This is a genomic window from Actinopolyspora sp. BKK2 (genome assembly GCF_011291845.1).
GTDB classification, from domain to species: domain Bacteria; phylum Actinomycetota; class Actinomycetes; order Mycobacteriales; family Pseudonocardiaceae; genus Actinopolyspora; species Actinopolyspora saharensis.
The window spans coordinates 165,815-185,776 of the sequence record NZ_JAANTE010000011.1 but is presented as its reverse complement, the minus strand read 5'-3'; the positions used below and the strand labels follow the sequence as shown (position 1 = coordinate 185,776).

General features: G+C 69.0%; 14 protein-coding genes. 2 read left to right on the top strand and 12 right to left on the bottom strand.

Annotated elements, in window-relative coordinates; translation table 11 throughout:
- A partial coding sequence (locus G9Q41_RS19810; RefSeq protein ID WP_207631507.1) for an FG-GAP repeat protein occupies positions 1-296 on the top strand: 296 nt, incomplete at its 5' end.
- Positions 297-598: 302 nt separating this feature from the next.
- Here the strand turns inward: G9Q41_RS19810 and G9Q41_RS19805 are convergent.
- From G9Q41_RS19805 to G9Q41_RS19780, 6 genes are all read right to left on the bottom strand, one after another.
- Complete coding sequence (locus tag G9Q41_RS19805) at positions 599-1,180, bottom strand: DUF2017 family protein (RefSeq protein ID WP_165633748.1); 582 nt, start codon at positions 1,178-1,180, stop codon at positions 599-601.
- A gap of 345 nt (positions 1,181-1,525) precedes the next feature.
- Complete coding sequence (locus tag G9Q41_RS19800; RefSeq protein ID WP_165633747.1) at positions 1,526-2,377, bottom strand: hypothetical protein; 852 nt, start codon at positions 2,375-2,377, stop codon at positions 1,526-1,528.
- Between the two features lie 206 nt (positions 2,378-2,583).
- Positions 2,584-4,287, bottom strand: a complete 1,704-nt coding sequence (locus G9Q41_RS19795) for a hypothetical protein (protein WP_207631505.1) — start codon at positions 4,285-4,287, stop codon at positions 2,584-2,586.
- Between the two features lie 285 nt (positions 4,288-4,572).
- On the bottom strand, positions 4,573-7,677 hold the full coding sequence (locus tag G9Q41_RS19790; protein WP_207631504.1) for an arabinosyltransferase domain-containing protein: 3,105 nt from the start codon (positions 7,675-7,677) through the stop codon (positions 4,573-4,575).
- A gap of 549 nt (positions 7,678-8,226) precedes the next feature.
- A complete protein-coding gene (locus G9Q41_RS19785) occupies positions 8,227-8,982 on the bottom strand; it encodes a decaprenylphospho-beta-D-erythro-pentofuranosid-2-ulose 2-reductase (protein ID WP_092524865.1) in 756 nt (251 codons plus the stop codon).
- On the bottom strand, positions 8,979-10,319 hold the full coding sequence (locus tag G9Q41_RS19780) for an FAD-binding oxidoreductase (RefSeq protein ID WP_165633765.1): 1,341 nt from the start codon (positions 10,317-10,319) through the stop codon (positions 8,979-8,981). Before G9Q41_RS19780 ends, G9Q41_RS19785 begins: the two co-directional genes overlap by 4 nt.
- 209 nt (positions 10,320-10,528) lie before the next feature.
- Between G9Q41_RS19780 and G9Q41_RS19775 the strand changes: the two genes are divergently transcribed.
- The gene (locus tag G9Q41_RS19775; RefSeq protein ID WP_165633746.1) at positions 10,529-10,978 is read left to right on the top strand and encodes a GtrA family protein; all 450 of its coding nucleotides are present in this window, start codon (positions 10,529-10,531) and stop codon (positions 10,976-10,978) included.
- Positions 10,979-11,205: 227 nt separating this feature from the next.
- Here the strand turns inward: G9Q41_RS19775 and G9Q41_RS19770 are convergent, their stop codons facing one another.
- The 6 genes from G9Q41_RS19770 to G9Q41_RS19745 all read right to left on the bottom strand — a co-directional run bounded on the left by G9Q41_RS19770 (position 11,206) and on the right by G9Q41_RS19745 (position 19,731).
- Positions 11,206-14,418, bottom strand: a complete 3,213-nt coding sequence (locus tag G9Q41_RS19770; protein WP_242687680.1) for an arabinosyltransferase domain-containing protein — start codon at positions 14,416-14,418, stop codon at positions 11,206-11,208.
- A 588-nt stretch (positions 14,419-15,006) separates the two neighbouring features.
- Positions 15,007-15,936 carry a glycosyltransferase family 2 protein gene (locus G9Q41_RS19765; protein ID WP_092524859.1) on the bottom strand — a complete coding sequence of 310 codons (930 nt, stop codon included), beginning with the start codon at positions 15,934-15,936 and terminating at the stop codon, positions 15,007-15,009.
- Entirely contained in the window at positions 15,936-16,763 is an 828-nt protein-coding gene (locus tag G9Q41_RS19760) for an ABC transporter ATP-binding protein (protein ID WP_092524857.1), read from the bottom strand. Before G9Q41_RS19760 ends, G9Q41_RS19765 begins: the two co-directional genes overlap by 1 nt.
- A 15-nt stretch (positions 16,764-16,778) precedes the next feature.
- Positions 16,779-17,630 (bottom strand): ABC transporter permease, encoded by an 852-nt coding sequence (locus G9Q41_RS19755; protein WP_092524855.1) that lies wholly within the window; start codon positions 17,628-17,630, stop codon positions 16,779-16,781.
- Between the two features lie 150 nt (positions 17,631-17,780).
- On the bottom strand, positions 17,781-18,362 hold the full coding sequence (locus G9Q41_RS19750; RefSeq protein ID WP_165633745.1) for a bacterial proteasome activator family protein: 582 nt from the start codon (positions 18,360-18,362) through the stop codon (positions 17,781-17,783).
- Positions 18,363-18,750: 388 nt separating this feature from the next.
- Positions 18,751-19,731 carry an NAD(P)H-quinone oxidoreductase gene (locus G9Q41_RS19745; protein WP_092524851.1) on the bottom strand — a complete coding sequence of 327 codons (981 nt, stop codon included), beginning with the start codon at positions 19,729-19,731 and terminating at the stop codon, positions 18,751-18,753.
- Positions 19,732-19,962: the final 231 nt, after the last annotated feature.

Sequence of the window (19,962 nt, the reverse complement as noted above, 5' to 3'; positions counted from 1 at the left end):
ACTCCAACAACGCCGGTGATGTGTACGTTTCCCTGTCCACCGGCAGCAAGTTCACCGAAGACAACCAGAAGTGGCACGACTACTTCGGCCTGGACGACGAGCGTCCCGCCGTCGGTGACTTCAACGGCGATGGCAAGGACGACATCGTCACGTTCGTTACGGGAACGGAGGGACAAGTCTACGTTTCCCTGTCCACCGGTGATTCCTTCGTGGAAGACAACGACCTCTGGGGGAGCGGAATCTGCCAGGACTCCGACTCGTTCTTGAACCCCTGCAACAAGATCCCCGGGATCTAGCTTGCTGGGTCAACTACCCGGTTTGCCCGGTCAGTTGATCCACTGAGACCGTGTCCGGCGTCCCCGCGAGGAGACGCCGGACACTTTGCGTCACAGAACGGCCGAAGAGCCCGCAGCTGAACACGCTCCAGGCCGTGTTCGCGGATACGAGCAGCGCACTCCGAGCGTTCCGCAGCGTCGAGTTCGAGCCACACCCTCGCCGGGCTCGCTTGCGGGAAAAGCCCCTCGTTCAGCAGACCGTGCCGGAATCCGCCGCCGTTCTGGCCCTTGCATCGCCACGTCGGAATTCCGCGGAGGGCACCTCAGTAGCAGGAGTACTCCGGCAGCGGCTGGCCCGAGACCTTGCGCAGCGACTCCGCGACCCGGTGCAGCCACCACACGGCGAAACGCGCCGGAGTGAGCGGGTCGTTCCAGTCCGCGGTCTTGTCGAAGTGCTTGTCGATCGGGGGACAGCCCGGCCCGAGGACACCGTGCTCCACCCCGTAGGCGATGCGCATGTTGACCAGCACCCAGAACCACGCCTCGACCTGCTCGGCCGTGTGCAGCAGCAACTGATCGCCTTCGGCGGGCAGGGTGGACAGCACCAGGTCCGCGTCATCGCGCAGCCTGCTGACCAGGTCGGCTTCCATCCAGTCCCGCAGCGCGTCGTCCTCGACCGGGTCGCACCAGTTGTCCCGCAGCGCCCGCAGCATCGTGGAGTCCAGCGGCGTGACGGGCAGCGGGAGGGAGAGCCGCTCGCAGAGCCAGTCGTATTCGCGGTACTCGTCCAGGCGAGCCTGGATTATGTCCCGGTAGCGGGGAAGTGAAGCGCGTAGCCACCTGAACATGGTGGGATCGAACTCAGCGACCAGCATGTTGTCCACAATGGAGCACTTCACGGTCATATCCGAGTCTCCCATCGCCCCGGCCCCGAATCCACAGTCGATTCTCGCAGCCGACTCGAATGGCCGTGCAACCGCGTCCGAAGTGCTCCGATCCCGGATGTCACCATCCGACGAATCCGCGTCGAGGATGCTTCACATCGGTCGCCCTCCGGGCGGCGTTCCGGCCGGAACGCCTGCTCAAGTGATGTTCGGCGGGAACGGAGGTGCCCGTTCCCGCCGCTTTCGCTCGCGGTGGCGAAAAGAACCGGCCCGGAAACCGACCGCCGGGACGGCGAGTGGTGTTCACGCATTCCGCGGAAGAGCCCAGCGGCCCCGCAGGGGGAACACCACCCACCGGCAACGGGATCAGTAGCGGTGCGCGGTGGCCTTGCCAGTGGAGGCGTTCCAGTAGATGTAGCCGCCCTGGAAGTCGCTGCGCCTGCCCCCGGGGACGCCGTACTCGTTGGAGTCCGGGTAGCCCAGCCAGGAGGTCTCGGCCCCTATGCTCAGCCACAGCTCGCGGATCGTGCCGCGCACCGAGTGCGTTCCCGTCGCGCGGTTCCAGTAGACCGAGGCGCCCGCGTGGTCGGCCCCCCGGAAGTGGGTGTAGACGCCGTCGCCCTCCTGGGTGTCGGCCGTGTCCGTCACGGGGTAGTCCAGGTAACCCCGCTCGAAGCCCCGCTGCCCCCAGAACTCGCGCACGGGGCCCCAGACGCCGTGCGCTCCGGTGTCCGCGGTCCAGTAGATCGAGGCGGTGCCGATGGCCTCGGTGCCCGCGAAGTGGTTGAACCGACCCACCTCGTCCGGAGTGGGAAGCTCGTCCGTGATGGGCACGTTGTAGTTGGAGTGCCCTCCCAGGGCCTCGTAGCGGTCCGAGATGGCGCCGTGCACCTCGTGGGCGCCGGTGTCCTCGGTGTGATACATCCAGCCGTGCTGGTACTCCTGGTAGGACATTCCGTTGGTGCTCTGCTCGGAGTCCACGGGGTTGCCGAGCACTCTGCGCAGGTGCGGTTCGTTCCAGTATCTTTCCTGGATCGGGCTGAACTGAGCTGGTGCGGGCGCGGCCTTGGTGTCCTGCGCACCGGTCTGCTGCGCACCGGTCTGCTGGGTGACGTCACCGCTGGCCGTGCCGGACAGCCCGAGCGAGAGCGTCGCCGCGAGCAGGGTGGCGGTGCTGGCCGCGCTCTTGCGGAAAATGGAACCCTTTCGGGAAGTCACGGAAGATCTCCTGTTCGCCTCGGTGATCCGGACGAACTCAGAGTGCGCGGGCCAGGACGGAAGTTGTGGAACGAACACGGCTTCTCACGCGTTGGTCTTAGTTTTTTCACCCGTCCGTGAGAAAAACGGAGGGCCTTCCGGGAAGCCCCGGAAAGCCCTCCGAAGTGGTTACCGCCGAGTGGCGGGATTCCGCGGTCCGCGGCTGCTCACCAGCGCCGGTCCACGATCTGGCCGGAGTCGAGGTAGAAGCTGATGTGGCCGCCCTCGAAGTGGTTCCTGCGACCGCCCTCGATCTCGAACTCGCCGGTGGTCGGGTAGCCCAGGTAGGACTTCTCCCAACCCATGCTGGCCCAGTGGTCGCGGATGCCGCCGTAGATCTCGCGGGCCCCGGTGCCGGGGGTCCAGTAGATCGAGGCGCCGCCGGCACCGTTGAAGTGGTTGTACTTGCCCCTGCCGTCCGGGGTGTTGCTCTCGTCGGTGGTCGGGTAACCGAGCACGCCGCTCGGGCCACCGAGTTCCATGTAGCGCTGGGCGATCCAGCCCTGCACGGTGTGCGCCCCGGTGTCGGGGCTCCACACGATCCCGGCGGGCAGGCCGTCGGTGCCGGTGAACGTGTTGTACTTGCCGACCTCGTCGCCTGCGGTGATCTCGTCACTGGTCGGGTAGCCCATCGGGCCGCGCTCCCAGCCGGTGGCGGACCACTTGTCCCGGATCGCCCCCCGGACCACGTGGGCGTTGGTCTCGGCGGTCCAGTAGATCGAGGCGTTGTTCTCGAAGTGGTTGTACTTGCCCCTGCCGTCCGGGGTGATCCCCTGGTCGGTGGTCGGGTAGCCGAGCTTGCTTTCCGGGCCACCGACCTGATCCCACTTGTCCCGGACCTCGTCCCGCAGCACGTGGGCACCGGTGTTCCCCGTCCAGAAGATCGTGGCATCGTTCTGGAAGTTGTTGAACGTGCCCCGCCCGTCTCTGATCAGGTAGGTGTCGCTGATCGGGTAGCCCAGCTCGTCGGCTCCGCCGACGGAACGCCACTTCTCCAGCATCGGACCCACGATCGCGTGCGTGCCCGCCGCGGAGTGGTCGTAGATGGCACTGGTCGTGTCACCGTTGGCGTCGCTGTAGACGAACTCGTTGTAGGTGGCTCCGTCATCGGTGGTGAGCTCGTCCGTGGACGGAACACCGAGCGACTCGTGCCCGCCGAGCTGGATGTACTTGTCCAGCACCGCGCCGAAGACGATCTTCACGCCGTACTGCTGGGACCAGTAGAACCGGGCGTTGGAGTAGTCCTGGTAGCGCAGCGAGTCGCTGACGACGACCTCGTCGCCCTCCTGCTGCCCGACGCGCTCCTTGGTCTGCTGGTCGAGCCCCTCGTAGCGCTCCTGGATAGCGCCTTCGCCCGCGTCTCCGGGCGCTGCCTCGTAGGTCTCGAGGGATCCCTGCTCGTCCGCCTCCGCCGAACCGGGCGTCTTCGGGGTCTCGCCGTAGACGGGGCCCCGCAGCGGGTCGCCGGTGCTCGCGGTGCTCCGGGAGGTGGTGGACTCCTCGCCCGCGGGCTCCGAGCTCGGCTCGACCGACTCCTGCTCGGAGGAGCTCCGCTCGGTCGCGCCCTGCTCGGTCGTCCCCTGCTGGGCCGAGTCCGTCTCGGTGGAGTCCGCAGTGGACTCCTCGGCGGAGGTCTCCTCCGCGGTGTCCTCAGCGGCGTCCTGCTCGTCCGTGCTCTCCGAGCTCTCGCTCGACGGCGCGGGCTGCTGAGAACTCGTGGCGCTCGGCTGCCGGTTGCCGGAGTCGTTCTGCTCGGCGTTCTCGGCCGCCGCGGGAGCGGCCGTGACCAGGGCTGCCGCCGTGCTCAGCGCGACGGCATGTCCCACAAGATTCTTGACCTGCACTCGTTCCCCTTTCGATTCGAAATCCATGATCGAACGAAAGGGGGCTGGATGTCTCGTTTCGTTACCGTTTCGAAGTCGAATTTACCCGTGCAAACGGATCGAATCGAGTGTAACGCGGTGAGCTGGGTTACAGTAATCCTTTTCCGGTGGGAGCGAGAGCCTCACCGGAGTCCGCGCGCCACGTGCGAGGCCCGGGAAATCCGGACCTCCGGCTGTTTCGCGGCGCCCTGTCGGAGCGGTGCGGAGGAGTTTTCTGTTCCGGGAGCCGGGAGGCCGCGCGGACGAGAATCATCCGCACGGCCTCCCGAGGACTCAATCCTGCTCGTCCTCGTTCTGCTCCTCCGAATCGGTTCCGGCGTTGTCCGGGATGTTCGGATAATCGTTGTCCGCCAGGGTGGGCAGTCGTTTCCAGCCCCACCGCGTTTTCTCGCCCACTTCCAGGTCGAATTCCCCGACCGGGTGCTGGTAGCGCAGGACGTAGACGTGCCCCCAGGGCTTGCGCGGCGGACCGCTCGGCCGCAGTCGCGCGGGCAGCCTGGTCTGCACCCACTCGCGCGAGGTCTGCTCCCACGCGCCGCCCCAGGGCAGGTTGCTGATGTTGTCCGGCCAGTCCGGCGGCAGCAGCTGGTCGACGGTCATCCGCACGACCGGTGTCCCGGTCAGCCCGTTGTCCACCTTCACCTGGTTGGCGCACGGCCACTCGGCAGCCCCGATGTGGTTGGCCAGCACGGGGCGGTCCCTGGTGATCTCCGAGATCGGGTTCTCCGCGGTGAGCCGCGGCTCGGCAGCGGCGATCCACGAGTTCGCCCCGGTCCTGCGGTCCGCCAGGGCCAGGCGCACTCCCCGCGCCCCCTCGGGAACTTCGACGGCCAGCTGCTGCCACTCGTCCAGCGGCATGCGCGTGTCCGGTTCCAGGCGCCGCGAACCGGTCACCCGCCAGCCGCCCCCGGAGGGCTCGCCGAACTCCACCCGCAGGTCCTGGTTGCCCAGCGCTCCCGCGAGTGGAACCGTGACGTGGGTGCCCGCGGTCTCAGCGGGGATCCGGTACCAGCCCGTGGTCAGCTCCCCGGTTCCGGTGCTGGTCCCGTCCGGCACGTCGTCGTGCCAGGCGGTGGTCGGGTCCGACCACGGGGGAGCGGCCAGCGGAACGGGCCGGTCGTTGCGGAAGTCGCCCTCCAGGCGCGGCGGGTTCGCCGGGGCCTCCGGCTGGCGCTTCACGGGCAGCTGCACCTTGACCGCGTCGGCGAGGCCGCAGCCGTCCCCGAACATCGTCCGCACCCCGGAGCGCGCGATCGTCCAGCCCGGGGACTGCCCGATCGGGGCGTAGCTGAACGTGGCGAGCAGCAGCACCACGGCGGACAGCGAGGCCGCGCCGAGCACGGCGCGGTCTGGTTTGAGCAGCACCGGCAGCCCGCGCCGCCTGCGCCAGTAGCCCCAGGCCAGCGCCAGCGCCGCCACGCTCAACCAAACTGCGGGGTTGCGCAGGTACAGCCACTCGAAGTGCGGCTGGGTGTTCGCCGTCTCCGAGTTCGGGTCCAGGTGGTTGCCGAAGCGGTGTCCCGCGTCGGAGAACGGGACCCACCAGGTCCCGCCCGCGTAGCTCAGCGAGACCACGCCGACGAGCAGCAGCAGGCTGGCTGTGGACGCCACCTGGGCGCCCCTGCGGGGCAGCGGTGAGCGGACCAGGGCCGCCGCCAGCAGCACCGTCGGCGCGGCCGCCACCGCGTGGAAGTGGTTGACCCACTTGGTGGGGCTGAAGGCGATCATCGCCAGCGCCACGGCACTGGCGACCGCGCTGACCAGCAACAGCCTGCGCACCGGGTCGCGGCCCATGTTGACCCGCCCGCTGGCGATGGCCACCGAGGCGATCAGCGCGAGCGTCAGCAGCACCGGGAGCCTGCGGGCCCAGCCCGCGGTGTCCAGCAGGGTGTTGTAGTGCTCGAACTCCTGGTACCAGGAGAACGAGAGGTAGTACCACTGGTGGACGTCGTAGGCCTCCAGCACGTCGCCGAGGCTCGCGTCGGCGAACCCGATCGGGACCACCACGGTGGTGGAGGCGACGGCGAGCAGCACCGCACCGATGCGGGCCGACCAGGGCTGCCGACGCAACCAGCGCACCACCCACGGCAGGCTCAGCACCAGCGGGGCCGCTGCTGCGATCCCGGTGGGGGAGGCGGTCACCCCGAGCACCGCGCACACCGTGGCCACGGCCAGCATCCCGACCGACCGCCGCAGCAGCGCAGCCTCGGCGAAGACCAGGGTGGCCGCCGCGCACACCACGATCACCGGCTCCGGGCGCAGCGTGGTCCCGTAGGGCAGGTACCAGACCAGGTGCGCCACGAGCAGCGCCCACGGGACGATCCGCAGCCTGCCGCCGGTGCGGCCCAGCACGGTGGCGAGCAGGACGCGCAGCAGGAACCAGGTCCCGATCCCGCACAAGGTGGGCACCACGCGCATCCACCACAGCGACCAGCCACCGAGCTCGCCCCAGAGCTGCAGCAGGTACTGGCTGAGCACGAACGGGTTCTCGGTGACGTTGAACATGTAGACGAAGTTGCCGATGTACCCGTTCTCGACGGCGTTGCGCGCCATCATCAGGTACCAGCCGTCGTCCATATTCGTCGGCCCGAGGAAGATCCAGGCCAGCGAGACGAGCACCAGCACGGCGTCGGCGGCGCCGAGCCGGGGCATCCGCAGCCTGCGCATCGACCGGGTTCCGCGCCAGTGCCGCCAGGCGAGCACGAGCACCCCGGCCAGCGCCAGCGCGTGCGCGATCAGCAGCCCGAGCTTCAACGCGCTCGGGTGCGACTCGTAGCGGGCGTCGGTGTGCAGCCGCACCGACAGCCCCTGCGCCTGGGGGGTGCCCTCCGCCGCGGTGGAGAACTCGGCCACCTGCGGTGGGAGGAGCTCGGGACGTTCGGCCAGCGTGGTGCCGTCGCGCAGGACGCGCACGCCCGAGTCGTCGGCGACCACCCGATAGGTGCAGTCCCCTTGCGGGAGCGGTTCGGTGTGGACCAGCTCGCCGGAGACGTGGAACCTGGCGGTGCCGTCCGCGGCGGTCACCCGCAGCCCCTCCTGCCCGTTGGGCGGCTGGGTGCGCAGTGCTGCTGCGGGCTCATCCGCGGGCGAGGTGCCGTCTGCCTGCCGCAGCGTGGAGCAGGGGATCTCGGCGTTCATGCTCAGCGGCCGGTACGGCGACAGCGGAACGACCGTCGAGGTGGCTCGCTCGCCCTGCTGCGGCCAGGTGAGCACGGGGTCGTCCACGCGCACCGGTGCGAGCACGGCCAGCGCGCCGAGCAGCACGGCGAGCCCGGCAAGCAGCGCGATCCGCCATTCCCGGCGTCGGGAGACGCCGGCCGACGGTGTGCCTGTGCCCTCGCCCCGTGGCGGTCGTGCCGGTGGTTCTTGGACTCCCATACCCCGTGTGATCTCCCGGCCGGCCGGTTCGTTCACCGCATCCCTGTTGCGATTCGGTCACGATACTGGCGGTGTGTTGTTGCGGAATCGGCGGTTGGAGGGCGCGGCGGCCCCACCCGGTCAGGAACTCCCGGTCAGGTGCTCCCGACCAGGAACTCCCGACCAGCAGGACCACGCCAACGTGAGCGCTGTGAGCCTGCGCGGTCGGCACCGCCGAGAGCGAACCGAGTCGCCGCTCCCGCCAGGAACTCCCGATAGAAGGGCACCGTTCAGCCCAAGCGCTTTGAGCCCGAGCAACCGGCGCCGCCGCGGGTAAACTGAGCTGCCCCGAAAACCCTGAACAGGCACTCCAGGTAGAAGGGCACCGTTCAGCCCAAGCGCTTCGAGCCCACGCAGCCCGACCGCCCGCGGGTTCTCAGTCGAGTGCCCGGCGAGGACGGCCCCGACGTTGTGTAGGTGGCTACCCGATGTCGGGGCACCCGCAGCCGGGCGCCGACTGAGGTTCCGCCACGGAACCACCTACGCCAAGGGGTGGACGGAAAGCGTCCCTCAGAAGGGAAGCCTGCGGAAGACGACTCGGGGGAGATGCCGCAGCACGCTCATCACGTAGCGGAACTGGGCGGGCGCCCACACCAGTTCCTTGCCCTTGCGCACCGAGTCGACGATGATCCCCGCGACCTGCTCGGGGGTCTGGGCCAGCGGGGCCTCCTTCATCCCTTCGGTCATCTTCGACTTCACGTGGCCGGGGCGCACGACCGTGACCTTGACCCCGGAGGGGCGGAGGGCCTCGGTCAACCCCGTGTAGAAGCCGTCCATGCCCGCCTTGGAGGAGCCGTAGGCGAAGTTGGAGCGGCGCACCCGCTCCCCGGCGACGGAGGAGAGCGCGACGATGTGGCCGTGCCCCTGCTTGCGCATCCGCTCGGCGAGCAGCACTCCCACGGTCACCGGGGCGACGTAGTTAATCTCGGCCATTTCCCTGGCCGCCTCCACGTCGGTCCACAGCTTCTCCTGGTCGCCGAGCATTCCGAAGGCGACGAGGCTGATGTCGATGTCGCCGTCGGCGAAGGCCTTGTCCAGGGTGTCGGCGTGGCTGTCGGGGTCGCGTGCGTCGAAGGGAACCGTGGTCACCGTGCTGCCCGTCCCGCGCAGCCGCTCGGCGGCCTCCTCCAGCCGTTCGGAGGGGCGAGCGGCCAGCACGATGCGCAGCGGGCGCTTGCGGGCGTACTGCTCGGCAGTGGCCAGCGCGATGTCCGAGGTGCCGCCGAGCAGCAGCAGGGACTGGGGGTTGCCAACCGCGTCGATCACAGGTTCAGCCTCCTGGCCAAATCGGAACGGAAGATTCCTTGGGGGTCGACCGCGGCGCGCGTCTTGCGCCACTCGTCGATACGCGGGTACATGCGTTCGATCATCTCGGGTGTGGTGCGGGACTCCTTGGCGAAGTAGAGCCTGCCGCCGACTCCGAGCACGATCTCGTCGAGCTGGTTGCAGAGCGCTTCCAGACCTGGCTTGATCGGGAAGTCCACGGTGATCGTCCAGCCGGGCGTGGGGAAGGACAGCGGAGCCCGGTTCCCCTCACCCATGCGCTTGAGCACGTTGAGGAAGGAGACGTGGCCGGACTGGGCGATCAGGCGCATGATCCTGCGCAGCTCGTCCTCGGCGCTGAACGGGACAATGAACTGGTACTGCAGGAACCCCTTCGAACCGTAGGCCCGGTTCCACTCGCCGAACATGTCCAGCGGGTGGTAGAAGCTCGTCAGGTTCTGGACCAGCCCGCGACCCTTCTTGGGAGCCTTGCGGTACCAGAGCTCGCTCAACGCGCTGAACGTGAACTTGTTGGCCAGCCCGTTGGGGAAGACGTCCGGGAAGCTCAGCAGCTGCGGGGCGTCGAACCTCAGCGGGTCCGCCCGTAACTTCTTCGGGAGCTCGTCGCGCCTGGCCAGCGAGCCTCGCGAGAACACGGCGCGGCCGAGGTTCGGGCCGCTGGAGATCGCGTCGAACCAGGCCATCGAGTAGTCGTAGGACTCGTCGGAACCGTTGCCGAACAGTTCCAGAGTCTCGTCGAGGTCGGCCGTGCGGTCGTTGTCCACGATGAAGTAGGCCGACTCGGTGTGCTTCATCGCGATGCGGGCCCGCAGGACCACGCCGGTCAGCCCCATGCCGCCGACCGTGGCCCAGAAGAGCTCCGCCGACTCCCCGTCCGGGGTGAGCGTGCGCACTTCGCCGTCCGCGGTGAGCAGGTCGAGCGAGAGCACGTGGCTGCCGAAGGAGCCGTGCGAGTGGTGGTTCTTGCCGTGGATGTCCGAGCCGATGGCCCCGCCGATCGTCACCTGTCTGGTGCCGGGAAGTACCGGAACCCACAGTCCGAAGGGCAGAGCCGCGCGCATCAGCTGATCGAGATCGACACCGGCGTCCGCGTCCACCACGCCGCTGTCCGCGTCGATGGAGTGGATCCGGTTCAGCGCGGTCATGTCGATGACGAGTCCGCCCGCGTTCTGCGCCGGGTCGCCGTAACTGCGGCCGAGCCCTCTGGCGATCACCCCGCGGTCGCCTGCCGTGCGCACGGCGCGGGCGATGGTTTCGACGTCCGGTGTGCTGACCACTTCGGCCATGGTCGGGGCGGTGCGGCCCCAGCCCGTCAGCATCTTGTGCTCGTCCTTAACCGATCCCACTGGAGGGAGTCTATCGGCGCTGCGTGGTGTCGACCCGCCGGGTGAACCCGTGTCGCTTCGGTCCCTGGGGAGGGCGGCTACACTCGCCCCCGAAACCAGGGGGAAGCAGGTGTCGTGGCCGAGCCCGGTTCGCGCCCGCCCCGTGTCCCGCGCGATGTCGTCGCAACAGCTGAGGTGAACGAGTGGCCGTGGCCGAGAGCACCGCTGAACCCGAGGTAAAGAAGCTGGGGCTGCTCAACCAACTGATCCGTTTCGGGCTCATCGGCGGCGTCTGCGCGTTGCTGGACTACGGCTCGTACATGACGCTGCTGGCTCTGGAGCTCCCGAACTGGCTGGCTCGTTCGCTGGCGTTCGCGCTGGGGACCACCACCTCCTACGTCGCGAACCGGAAACTCACCTTCACGGGAGCCAGCACCGGCAACACCAAGGCCAAGGCCGGGGCCTTCGTGCTGGTCTACCTGGTGACCTTCCTGGTCAACATCGGTACCAACCAGCTGCTGTTCCTCACGCTGCCCCCGTTCGACTTCGGCTACGGAGCCCAGCTGCGGTGGTCGCTGTGCTGGGTCGTCGGCCAGGGGCTCGGAACCGGGATCAACTTCGTGCTGCTGCGCTGGGTGGTCTTCCGGGAGTAGCGCTTCGGCGCTGCTGCCCGTTCGCGCCCGGTCCAGCGGTCCCCGGTCCGGCGGTTCACCGCCCGGGCGGAGGCTCAGCGGAGCGGGCGGAACCGCCTGCCGAGCGTACGCACTTCCCTCCGGACCGCCTTCCCGAAGCACGCGGCCCGGTGGGAACGGGTGAACCGCCGTTCCCACCGGGCCGCGCGCACGTCCGCCACCGGCAGGGGCCGGACCGCGGGGCGTGCTCAGTCGACCCCGCGCCGGTTGTCGGCCCCGTCCATGAAGCCGATGTCGTCACCGCTCGCCCCGTCGCGCTGCGAGGCGTCGTTGCGGTCGTCGGAGCTCGGCACGTCGCCGGGCAGCTGAACCGGCCTGCTCAGCTTTCCGGGGCTCCAGGTGCCCCAGTGCGTCTCGTGCTCGATGTGCATCGCCGCCTGCGCGGGCAGCGCCTCGGGCGCGTACGGGTCGACCGCGTAGAGCGTGCCCCAGTCCCGGTGGATGTCGCCCCGCATGTAGGTCGGCAACTCCCGCATGCTGGTGGTCAGGCTCATCCAGCCGAACGGGCCGCCCGCATCGGGGGAGGACCAGCTCTGCCCGACCGAGTCCAGCGCACCGCCGGCCGCGACCCGGAAGCGCGGCACCTCGGCGATCCCGTGGCTGATGTCGGGCAGCTGCAGGCAGGGGTGCTGGAACGCGGCAGTCCACTCCACGAACGTGGGGGCGTCGCCGATGAACTCGGTCATGTTCGTCAGCTGGGGCGCCCGCGGTCCGCTCACGGCCAGCCAGCCGTCCTCGCCGAGGGTCTGGTCGATCGCGATCACGCGTGCCTGCTCGGCCCCTTCGGCCTTGCCGTCGACGCTGATCCGCGCGTCCCGCCACTTCTGGGTGGGACTGGCGGTGACGGGGCGGCGGTCCATCACCTTGAAGCCCTCGTCGGTCTGCTTGCCGAACTCGACGAACAGGCCGTTGGCCCCGCTGGCGCTGCCGGCCAGCGCCAGCACGATCGGGACCTCGCCGTTGCGGGCCCGCTCGGGCAGGTCGTACCACTGGGTGCGCAGCTCGCCGGTGCCCATGTGGCGCTCGTCGTAGCTGCCCCAGACCGGGGCGCTCTCCGTGCCGAGCCCGTACGGCGGGTCCCAGTCGGAGTCGGACTGGCCGTTGCCGTTCTCGGGAGGAACCCCGTTGTGGCGGTACCCCTCCATCTTCGCGCCGAGGTATTCCTGCGGGGTCTCCCGCTCGGAGAGCCGGTCGGGGACCTCGGTGTCCGGCTCGGGGTTGTTCGGTTGGTTCTCGGAGACCGGGAGCATGCCCGCGAGCGGGTTCTTCTCCACGTAGATGTAGTCCGAGAGCCCGCAGCTCTTCCCGGCCAGCTGCCGGACCGAGTCCCAGCTGAGGCTGTAGCTGCCCCACTGCTCCTGGACGACCTTGCCGAAGGTGGCCACCTCGCCGAGCACCAGCAGGGCGCAGATCACCGACAGCGGTGCGGTCCCCAGGCGCAGCGCCCGGCTGCGGCCCTCGAGCCCGGTCCGGCCGTTGCGGTCGAGCTTGGGCGGGTTGATCACGTGCGGACGGTGCTCGTCGATGCGCAGGTGCTCGATGAACGCGACCACCAGAGCTATCCCCGCGACCACCAGCAGCGCGGTGCTGGCCTCGTAGCCCCCCAGCGAGGGCGGCTTGTCGTACCAGGGAACACCCCAGCCGGAGACGTACCACCAGGCGTTCGGGCCGGTTGCCGCGAACGCGCAGATCAGCATCAGCCCCGCGAAGAAGGCGGCGCGATTGCGCCGGGAGCGCAGCACGGTGCTGCTCGTGGCCAGCGCGGTGAGCGCGGCGAGCGCGCCTCCCACGGCCGCGAACACGCCGAAGTGGTGCGTCCACTTGGTCGGGGTGAGCATGAGCACGAAGAACGACAGCGCCGTCACCCCGAGCAGCCTGCGGCTCGGCCCCAGCGCGGCACCGCGGATCCGGCCCCGCCGCAGCAGGACCACGACGCAGGTGATCAGGCACAGGATCACGAGCATCACGGGGAAGCGCCTGGTCATCGACCCGTCGGCCGACTGGCTGAACAGCAGCGAGTAGCGGCTCAGCTCCTGGTACCAGCTCAGGCTCGGGCCGATCTCACCGCGCAGCTGGGTCGAATCGATCACCGACTGCCAGGTCTGGTCCCAGTAGACGATGTTGAGGATGAGGAACCCGCAGGCCGAGATCGGGGCGAGCACCGGGGCCCAGCCGAACTGCCGGATCCGCTGACCCAGCAGCCGCAGCAGCGGCTTCAGGGCCACGACGTAGGGCAGCACGGCGATCAGCCCGTGCGGGTTGGCCCCGAGGGCCAGCGCGGCGCCGAACAGGCCCACGGCCGCGGGCAGCAACCGTCGCGTGGCCACGGCGCGCTCAACGGAGGCCAGGGCCAGCAGCGAGAACAGCACCACGACCGGTTCCGGGCGCAGCCCGTTGTTGTAGGGCAGCCAGAAGGCGAGGAACACGGCGGCTGCGGCCCAGCCCGCGGCCCGGCTGCGCCGCACCTGCTGGCCGAGGCGGGGGAGCACCTCGCGGCTGATCAGCAGCCAGCTGACGATCCCCATGAGCAGGGCGGGAAGTCGCACCCACGGGGTCGCCGTGGAGATCTGCACCCACTGGGAGTAGAGCTCGTAGAACCAGCCGAACGGGGACTCGGGGGCTCCGAACCAGCGGTAGTAGTTGCTGATGTAGCCCGCGCTGTCCCTGGATCTGGCTATCGAGAGGATGTAGCCGTCGTCCGAGGTCATCGCCCCGAACAGCCACCAGATCACCAGGGCGGAGAACACCGAGACGTCCCGCCAGTTCGGCTTCCACCAGCCGCTGGGCACCAGGCGCGGCGCTCTGCGACCGGCGCGCGCGTCGAACTTGCGCAGCACGACGACGCATCCGATGAAGCACAGCGCGGCCAGCGCGATGACCGTGAGCTTGAGCGCCGTGATGGTCGTGGACCAGCGGGTGTCCACCTGGGCCTGGAAGGAGACCCCGTCCATCGGGTCCTGCTGGTCGTCCAGCTGCGAGAAGATCCCCGTCAGCTGGGGCCTGCGGTCCTGGCCCTGCACGTTGGCCAGCGTCTGGTCCCCGACCTCGGCCACCGTCCGGGAGGCGTCGGACTTGACCGAGATGGTGCACTCCCCGCTGCTGGGCAGGGAGGTCGTACCGAGCTGGCGGCCCTTGGAGAGCAGGGTCAGCGTCCCGTCCTCGACCCGCAGCACCATCCCCGTCAGGTTGCTGTACTCGGAGGACGGGGGGTTGGTGCTGAGCAGCGTCGCGGCCCCGTCGGTCCTGTTGTCCAGGCTCCGCGCGGATGCGCACGACGCGGTGAAGTTCAGGTCCAGCGGCGAGTAGATCACCAGTGGGGCCGAGACCGATTCGGTTCCCTGCGCGGTTGGCCACCGCAGACTCGTTATGTCGTGCTGCACGGGCAGAAACGGAACCGACAACGACAGTATGGTGCCGACTAGTCCCAGTACAGCGGCGACGATTCGGAGACGTTTCGACGCTCTGGTGTGCGAAGGTTCCTCACGGCCGCCGTTGTCGCTGTCGGGATTTTCCCCCGGATCTGGCCGCTCGCCTTCTTCCCGCCCGACATTAAGCACGTGTGGAGAATAGTAGCCGCTTCGGCGAGCCTGATCCTCGGTACCACTGTGCTGTGGATCCGGACACTTCCCGCGGGAAACGCGCGGCGGACCGGCCCGCTCGCGGGTGGTCACGAGCGGCTGCGCCGCTCATCCGGGACCGGCTCCGCCGAGGCCTGCTCCGGTCGTGCCGCCCGGTGCGCGCTGTCCGCGCGAGCACCGGGTGTCGAGTCCGGACTCGCGGCGGTCCGGACTCGCGTCCGGGACGATCCGTGCACCGGGCCCGATTCGCCGGGATGGCGCGGAACTCCGCGCCGGTGGTGAGTCGAGCGGTCGAGCCGCGCGAACAGCTCCGCCGCTGCTCGCATGATCCCCAACACTGGCGAGGAGCGGACTCACGTGCCGGTCACCCGGTCAGCTGCGCGAGGTTCCGCCACGAGCCGACCGGGCCGATCACCGCCGGAAGAAGCGCTCCCGGCGGCCCAGTCGGAGCAGCCGCAACCACTCGAGGAAGGTTCGCGGACTCTTGCGCTGCCCCACGAAGTAGAGTCCGAATCGGATCACCTCGAGGGCCCCGATCCTGCGCATTCCCGGCTGGGCGAGCAGGTAGCCGCGGTTGCGGTAGGTGTAGTACCGCTTGGTGGCGTCCTCGGGGTCCTGGGCGTGGAACTTCCCGCCGAGCATCGGCTTGAACTCGGCGGAGCCGTTCGGGTGCAGAAAACGCGTGCGCAACGTCGTGCCGAACGGCAGCCCGGAGCGCACGAGCCTGCGGTGCACCTCCACCTCGTCGCCGCGGAAGAAGAGCCGGTAGTCCGGCACCCCGACCACGTCCAGCGTCGCGGCGCGGAACAGCGCCCCGTTGAACAGCGAGGCGATCCCGCCGAGGAACTCCTCGTCGGATCCGCCGTCGCGCAGCTGCTCGGGGTGTCGCTTCCAGGTCAGCCCGCGCCGCAGCGGGAAGGCGAGCGTGTCCGGGCGGTCGATGTCGACCACGACCGGCGAGACCGCGGCCAGCCCGCGGCCCTCCGCCTCGTCCAGCAGGGTGCGCAGCGCGTGGTCGTCGGCGGGCCTGCCGTCGTCGTCACCGAGCCAGACCCATTCCGCACCCAGGGCCAGCGCGTGCAGCATTCCCAGGGCGAACCCGCCCGCCCCGCCGAGGTTGCGGTTGGACGGGAGGTAGGTGGAGGGGATGGGGCACTCCTCCACCACCGCGGAAGCGGGCTGCTCCGGGCCGTTGTCCACCACGATCAGGTGGTCCGGGACGCGGGTCTGGTTCGCGATGACCTTCAGCGACTCGGCCAGCTGTTCCGCGCGGTTCCTGGTGACGATCACCGTCACCACAGCTCCGCGGGGCAGCCGCGCGGATTGTTCGGATGCCGTCATCAGCCCTCGTTGCTTCCGATGGTGGCGGTCGGGTCGGATTCGTCGCCCTGCATCCGCGCCAGCGCGCGCGGGCTGAGGTTCTCGAAGGGGTCCTTGCCCTTGTAGTGCGTCAGGACCTCGCGCAGCGAGCCCTGCTCCTGGATCCGGCCCTTCTCCATCCAGATCGCGGAATTGCACAGCTCGGCGAGGAACTCGTCGGAGTGCGAGGCGAACACCAGCATGCCGGACCGCTTGACCAGGTCGTTGAGCCTGCTCTTGGCCTTCTCGAGGAAGTCGGCGTCGACCGCGCCGATCCCTTCGTCGAGCACGAGGATCTCGGGGTCGATCGAGGTGACCACACCGAGCGCCAGCCGCACCCGCATACCGGTGGAGTAGGTGCGCAGTGGCATCGACAGGTAGTTCCCCAGCTCGGTGAACTCCGCGATGTCGTCGATGCGCTTCTCCATCTGCTTGCGGCTCATGCCGAGGAAGAGGCCGCGGATGATGATGTTCTCGCGCCCGGATATCTCCGGGTCCATCCCCACGCCGAGGTCGAACACCGGGGCGACCTTGCCCTCGATGCGCGCGCTGCCCCTGGTCGGTTCGTAGATGCCCGAGAGCAGCCGCAGCAGGGTCGACTTGCCCGCGCCGTTGTGTCCCACCAGGGCTACTTTGTCCCCGTACCTCAGGGAGAGGTTGATGTCACGCAGCGCCTCGATGATCGGCACCTTGCTCTCGGTGCCGATCTTGCCGCCGGTCTTGCCGAGCATGGCCTTCTTCAACGAGCGCGACTTCGCGTCGAAGATCGGGAAGTCGACAGCTGCGTTCCACACATCGATGCTGACCACGGTTTGCCGACCTCCTTAGACCCAGTACGAAACACGAGCCCGATAGTTACGCATCATGAGCAGGGCAAGTGCCCACCCGACGACCGTGATGGCGAGCACGATCAACCAGTGATGCAGATCCTGGGGTTCTCCGAGCAGGGGCGCACGAACGATGTCCACATAATGGTAGACGGGGTTCAGCTGCGCCAACCAGGCACGTGGCCCCGCGTTCTCGCGCAGGGCTTCGATCGGCCACACGATGGGTGACATGAAGAAGACCAGCTGCATGAAGCTGGTAACCACCGGCGGGATGTCCCGGAACCTCGTGCTCGTGATGCCGAAGAGGAGGACGACCCAGCCTCCGTTGACGAGCAACAGCAGCAGCGCGGGCACCGCGGCGAGTACGTCCAGGCCCACCGGCGGGGTGAAGATGGCCAGGATCGCCAGGTAGATGACCAGGTTGTGCAGGGAGAGCAGGAACTCGCGCCAGACCGTGCGGAACACGTAGATGCTGATCGGCGCGGGCAGCTGCTTGATCATCCCTTCGTTCTGGATGAACACCTCGGTTCCCGCGGTGAGGCATCCGGAGATGAAGTACCAGATGATGAAGCCGACCGTCATGTACGGCACGTAGTCGCTGGGATCCTGGCCGAAGATGGTGGAGTACATCAGGCCGAGGCCGGCGGCGGTGACCCCCATGCTGATGGTGATCCACAGCGGGCCCAGAACCGATCGACGGTAGCGCTGCTTGATGTCCTGCCATCCCAGGTGCGCCCAGAGCTGTCGTTGCCGGGCTGCGCTGGAAATGTCGTCGAAGACTTTTCGCCAGCTCCGGGTGCGCGCTTCGGGCGGGACCGTAGACTGATTCTGCGTGCTGCTCGCCTGCACACTGTGCAGAGTACCGACCGGGGTGCGTGTACTTGTCGTGGGCTTCGCCTCCGGTGACTCCCCGTCCGATACGTCCGAACGTGTGAAGCGGCTGGGGGGCGTGTTCGCAGCGAACCGGCTGCGTCCCGGCTGGAGACGCAGCCGAGAGCCTCAGAGGTACTGCCCCGGCGAACCACCGTAGGCGGGTTCACCGGTGCTGCCTTCCTCGCCCGCGGGCAGGGCGCCCTGGCGCATCTTCTCCAGCTGGGTCCGCGCGGCGAGCTGCTGGGCGTACAGGGCGGTCTGCAGGCCGTGGAAGAGCCCCTCCAGCCAGCCGACGAGCTGGGCCTGCGCGATGCGCAGCTCGGAGTCGGAGGGGGTCTCCTCCCCGGTGAAGGGCAGGGACAGCCGCTCCAGCTCCTCGATCAGCTCCGGAGCCAGCCCCTGCTTGAGCTCTTGCACGGAGGAGCGGTGGATCTCCTTGAGCCTGTTGCGGCCGGCCTCGTCGAGCGAGGCCGAGCGCACCTCCTCGAGAAGCTGCTTGATCATCGTCCCGATGCGCATCACCTTGGTGGGCTGCTCGACGAGCTCACCGAGATCCTGATCACTGTTCGGGTGTTCGCCCGCGACCTCCGCGGCCGCCTCGGCCGCGGAGGACTCGTCTCCCGTGCGGGGGACCGCTCCGGCGCCGACCGGTGTGTTCTCGTCGCCGACCACGAACATCCGTCCGGGGTCGATGTCCTTGCCGTGCATTCCCCAATGGTGACCGGTCGGTCAGGTTATGGTTTTCGGCGGTGCCGGTTGCTTGGTTTGCGGGTCGGGTTGCGTGGGTGGTTGCGTGGCGGAACCTCAGTCGGCGCCCGGCTGCGGGAGCGCGCCCATCGAGTAGCCACCTACGCCACGGGCGCACTGTCCTCGCCGGGCACTCGACTGAGAACCCGCGGCGGTGCCGACTGCCCGGGCTCAGAGCACCTGCGTCGAACGGGAGCCTCGCGCTGGGAGCTCCTGACCGGGGCGGCGCAGCTGTGCCGCAGGGGAACCGGCCCGAGCCTCCATCCCGATAACTCTGTCGGGCCTGGCCGCAGCGAGAGCCCGCGAGAGGTTCCGCCAAGCAACCACCTACGTCAGCCGAGCGACTCGCTCAGCGGGCTTCCAGCAGCACCTTGCCGTGCACTCCGCCACCCTCCAGCAGCTCGTGGGCGCGGGAGGCCTCGGACATGGGGAACCTGCTGTGCACCAGGGGGCGCAGCTCGCCGCGTTCCACCATCGGCCAGGCGCGCTGCCGGACGTCGGCCACGACGTCGGCCTTGCCGTTCGGCCCGTCCAGGGGACGTCCGCGCAGTCCGAGCACCGACACGCGTATCCGTTTGACCAGCATCTTGCCCAGGTCCAGCTCGGCCTTCCTGCCGCCCTGCAGCCCGATCACGGCCAGGTGCCCGTCCGTGGTCAGCGCGCTGAGGTTGCGGTCCAGGTAGGAGGCGCCCATGTTGTCCAGGACCACGTCGGCCCCGCCCATCTCCTTGACCTCGGAGACGAAGTCGCCGTCGCGGTAGTTGATCGTCCGCTCGGCCCCGAGCTCGGCGCACAGGTTCAGCGCTGCCTCCGAGCCCGCCGTGGCGGCGACCCTGGCGCCCAGCGCGCGCCCGATCTGGATCGCGCAGGTTCCGATGCCGCCCGAGCCGCCGTGCACCAGCAGGACCTGTTCGCGGGACAGCCCGGCCTCCTGCACGACGTTCGACCAGACGGTGCAGACGACCTCGGGAAGCGCCGCCGCGTCCACGGTGCTCACGCCCACCGGGACGGGCAGCAGCTGGGTGGCGGGCACGACCGCCCGCTCGGCGTACCCGCCGCCCGCGAGCAGGGCACAAACCTGGTCACCGACCTCCCAGCCGGTGACTCCCCTGCCGAGCGCGGCCACGGTCCCGGAGCACTCCAGCCCGGGCAGTTCGCTCGCTCCAGCGGGCGGGGGGTAGACGCCCTGGCGTTGGGCCAGATCGGCCCGGTTGATCCCCGCCGCCGCCACGTCGACGGCCACTTCTCCCGGTCCGGGCTCGGGAGCGGGCCACTCGCGCCATTCCAGTACCTCGGGGCCGCCGGGTTCGCGGATCGTGATCGCGTGCATGCCCCGACCGTAGCGCCGGCGACCCCCGCTATGTACGAAGCAGTGCTAGCGGTTCGGCGTGTCGGAGCTCCGCTTTCGAGAAATCCGTGTGATCGTATCGTTTCGACACTGTTTCTCGTCTTCTCGTGGGAAAAACGGGAAATGTTCTCACGTGGTCCGGTGGGCAGTGCCGAAAGGAGAGATCCCGCCTCTTTCGGTGCCCGTCGGGGGGAGGTGGAGTCTTGACTCGCC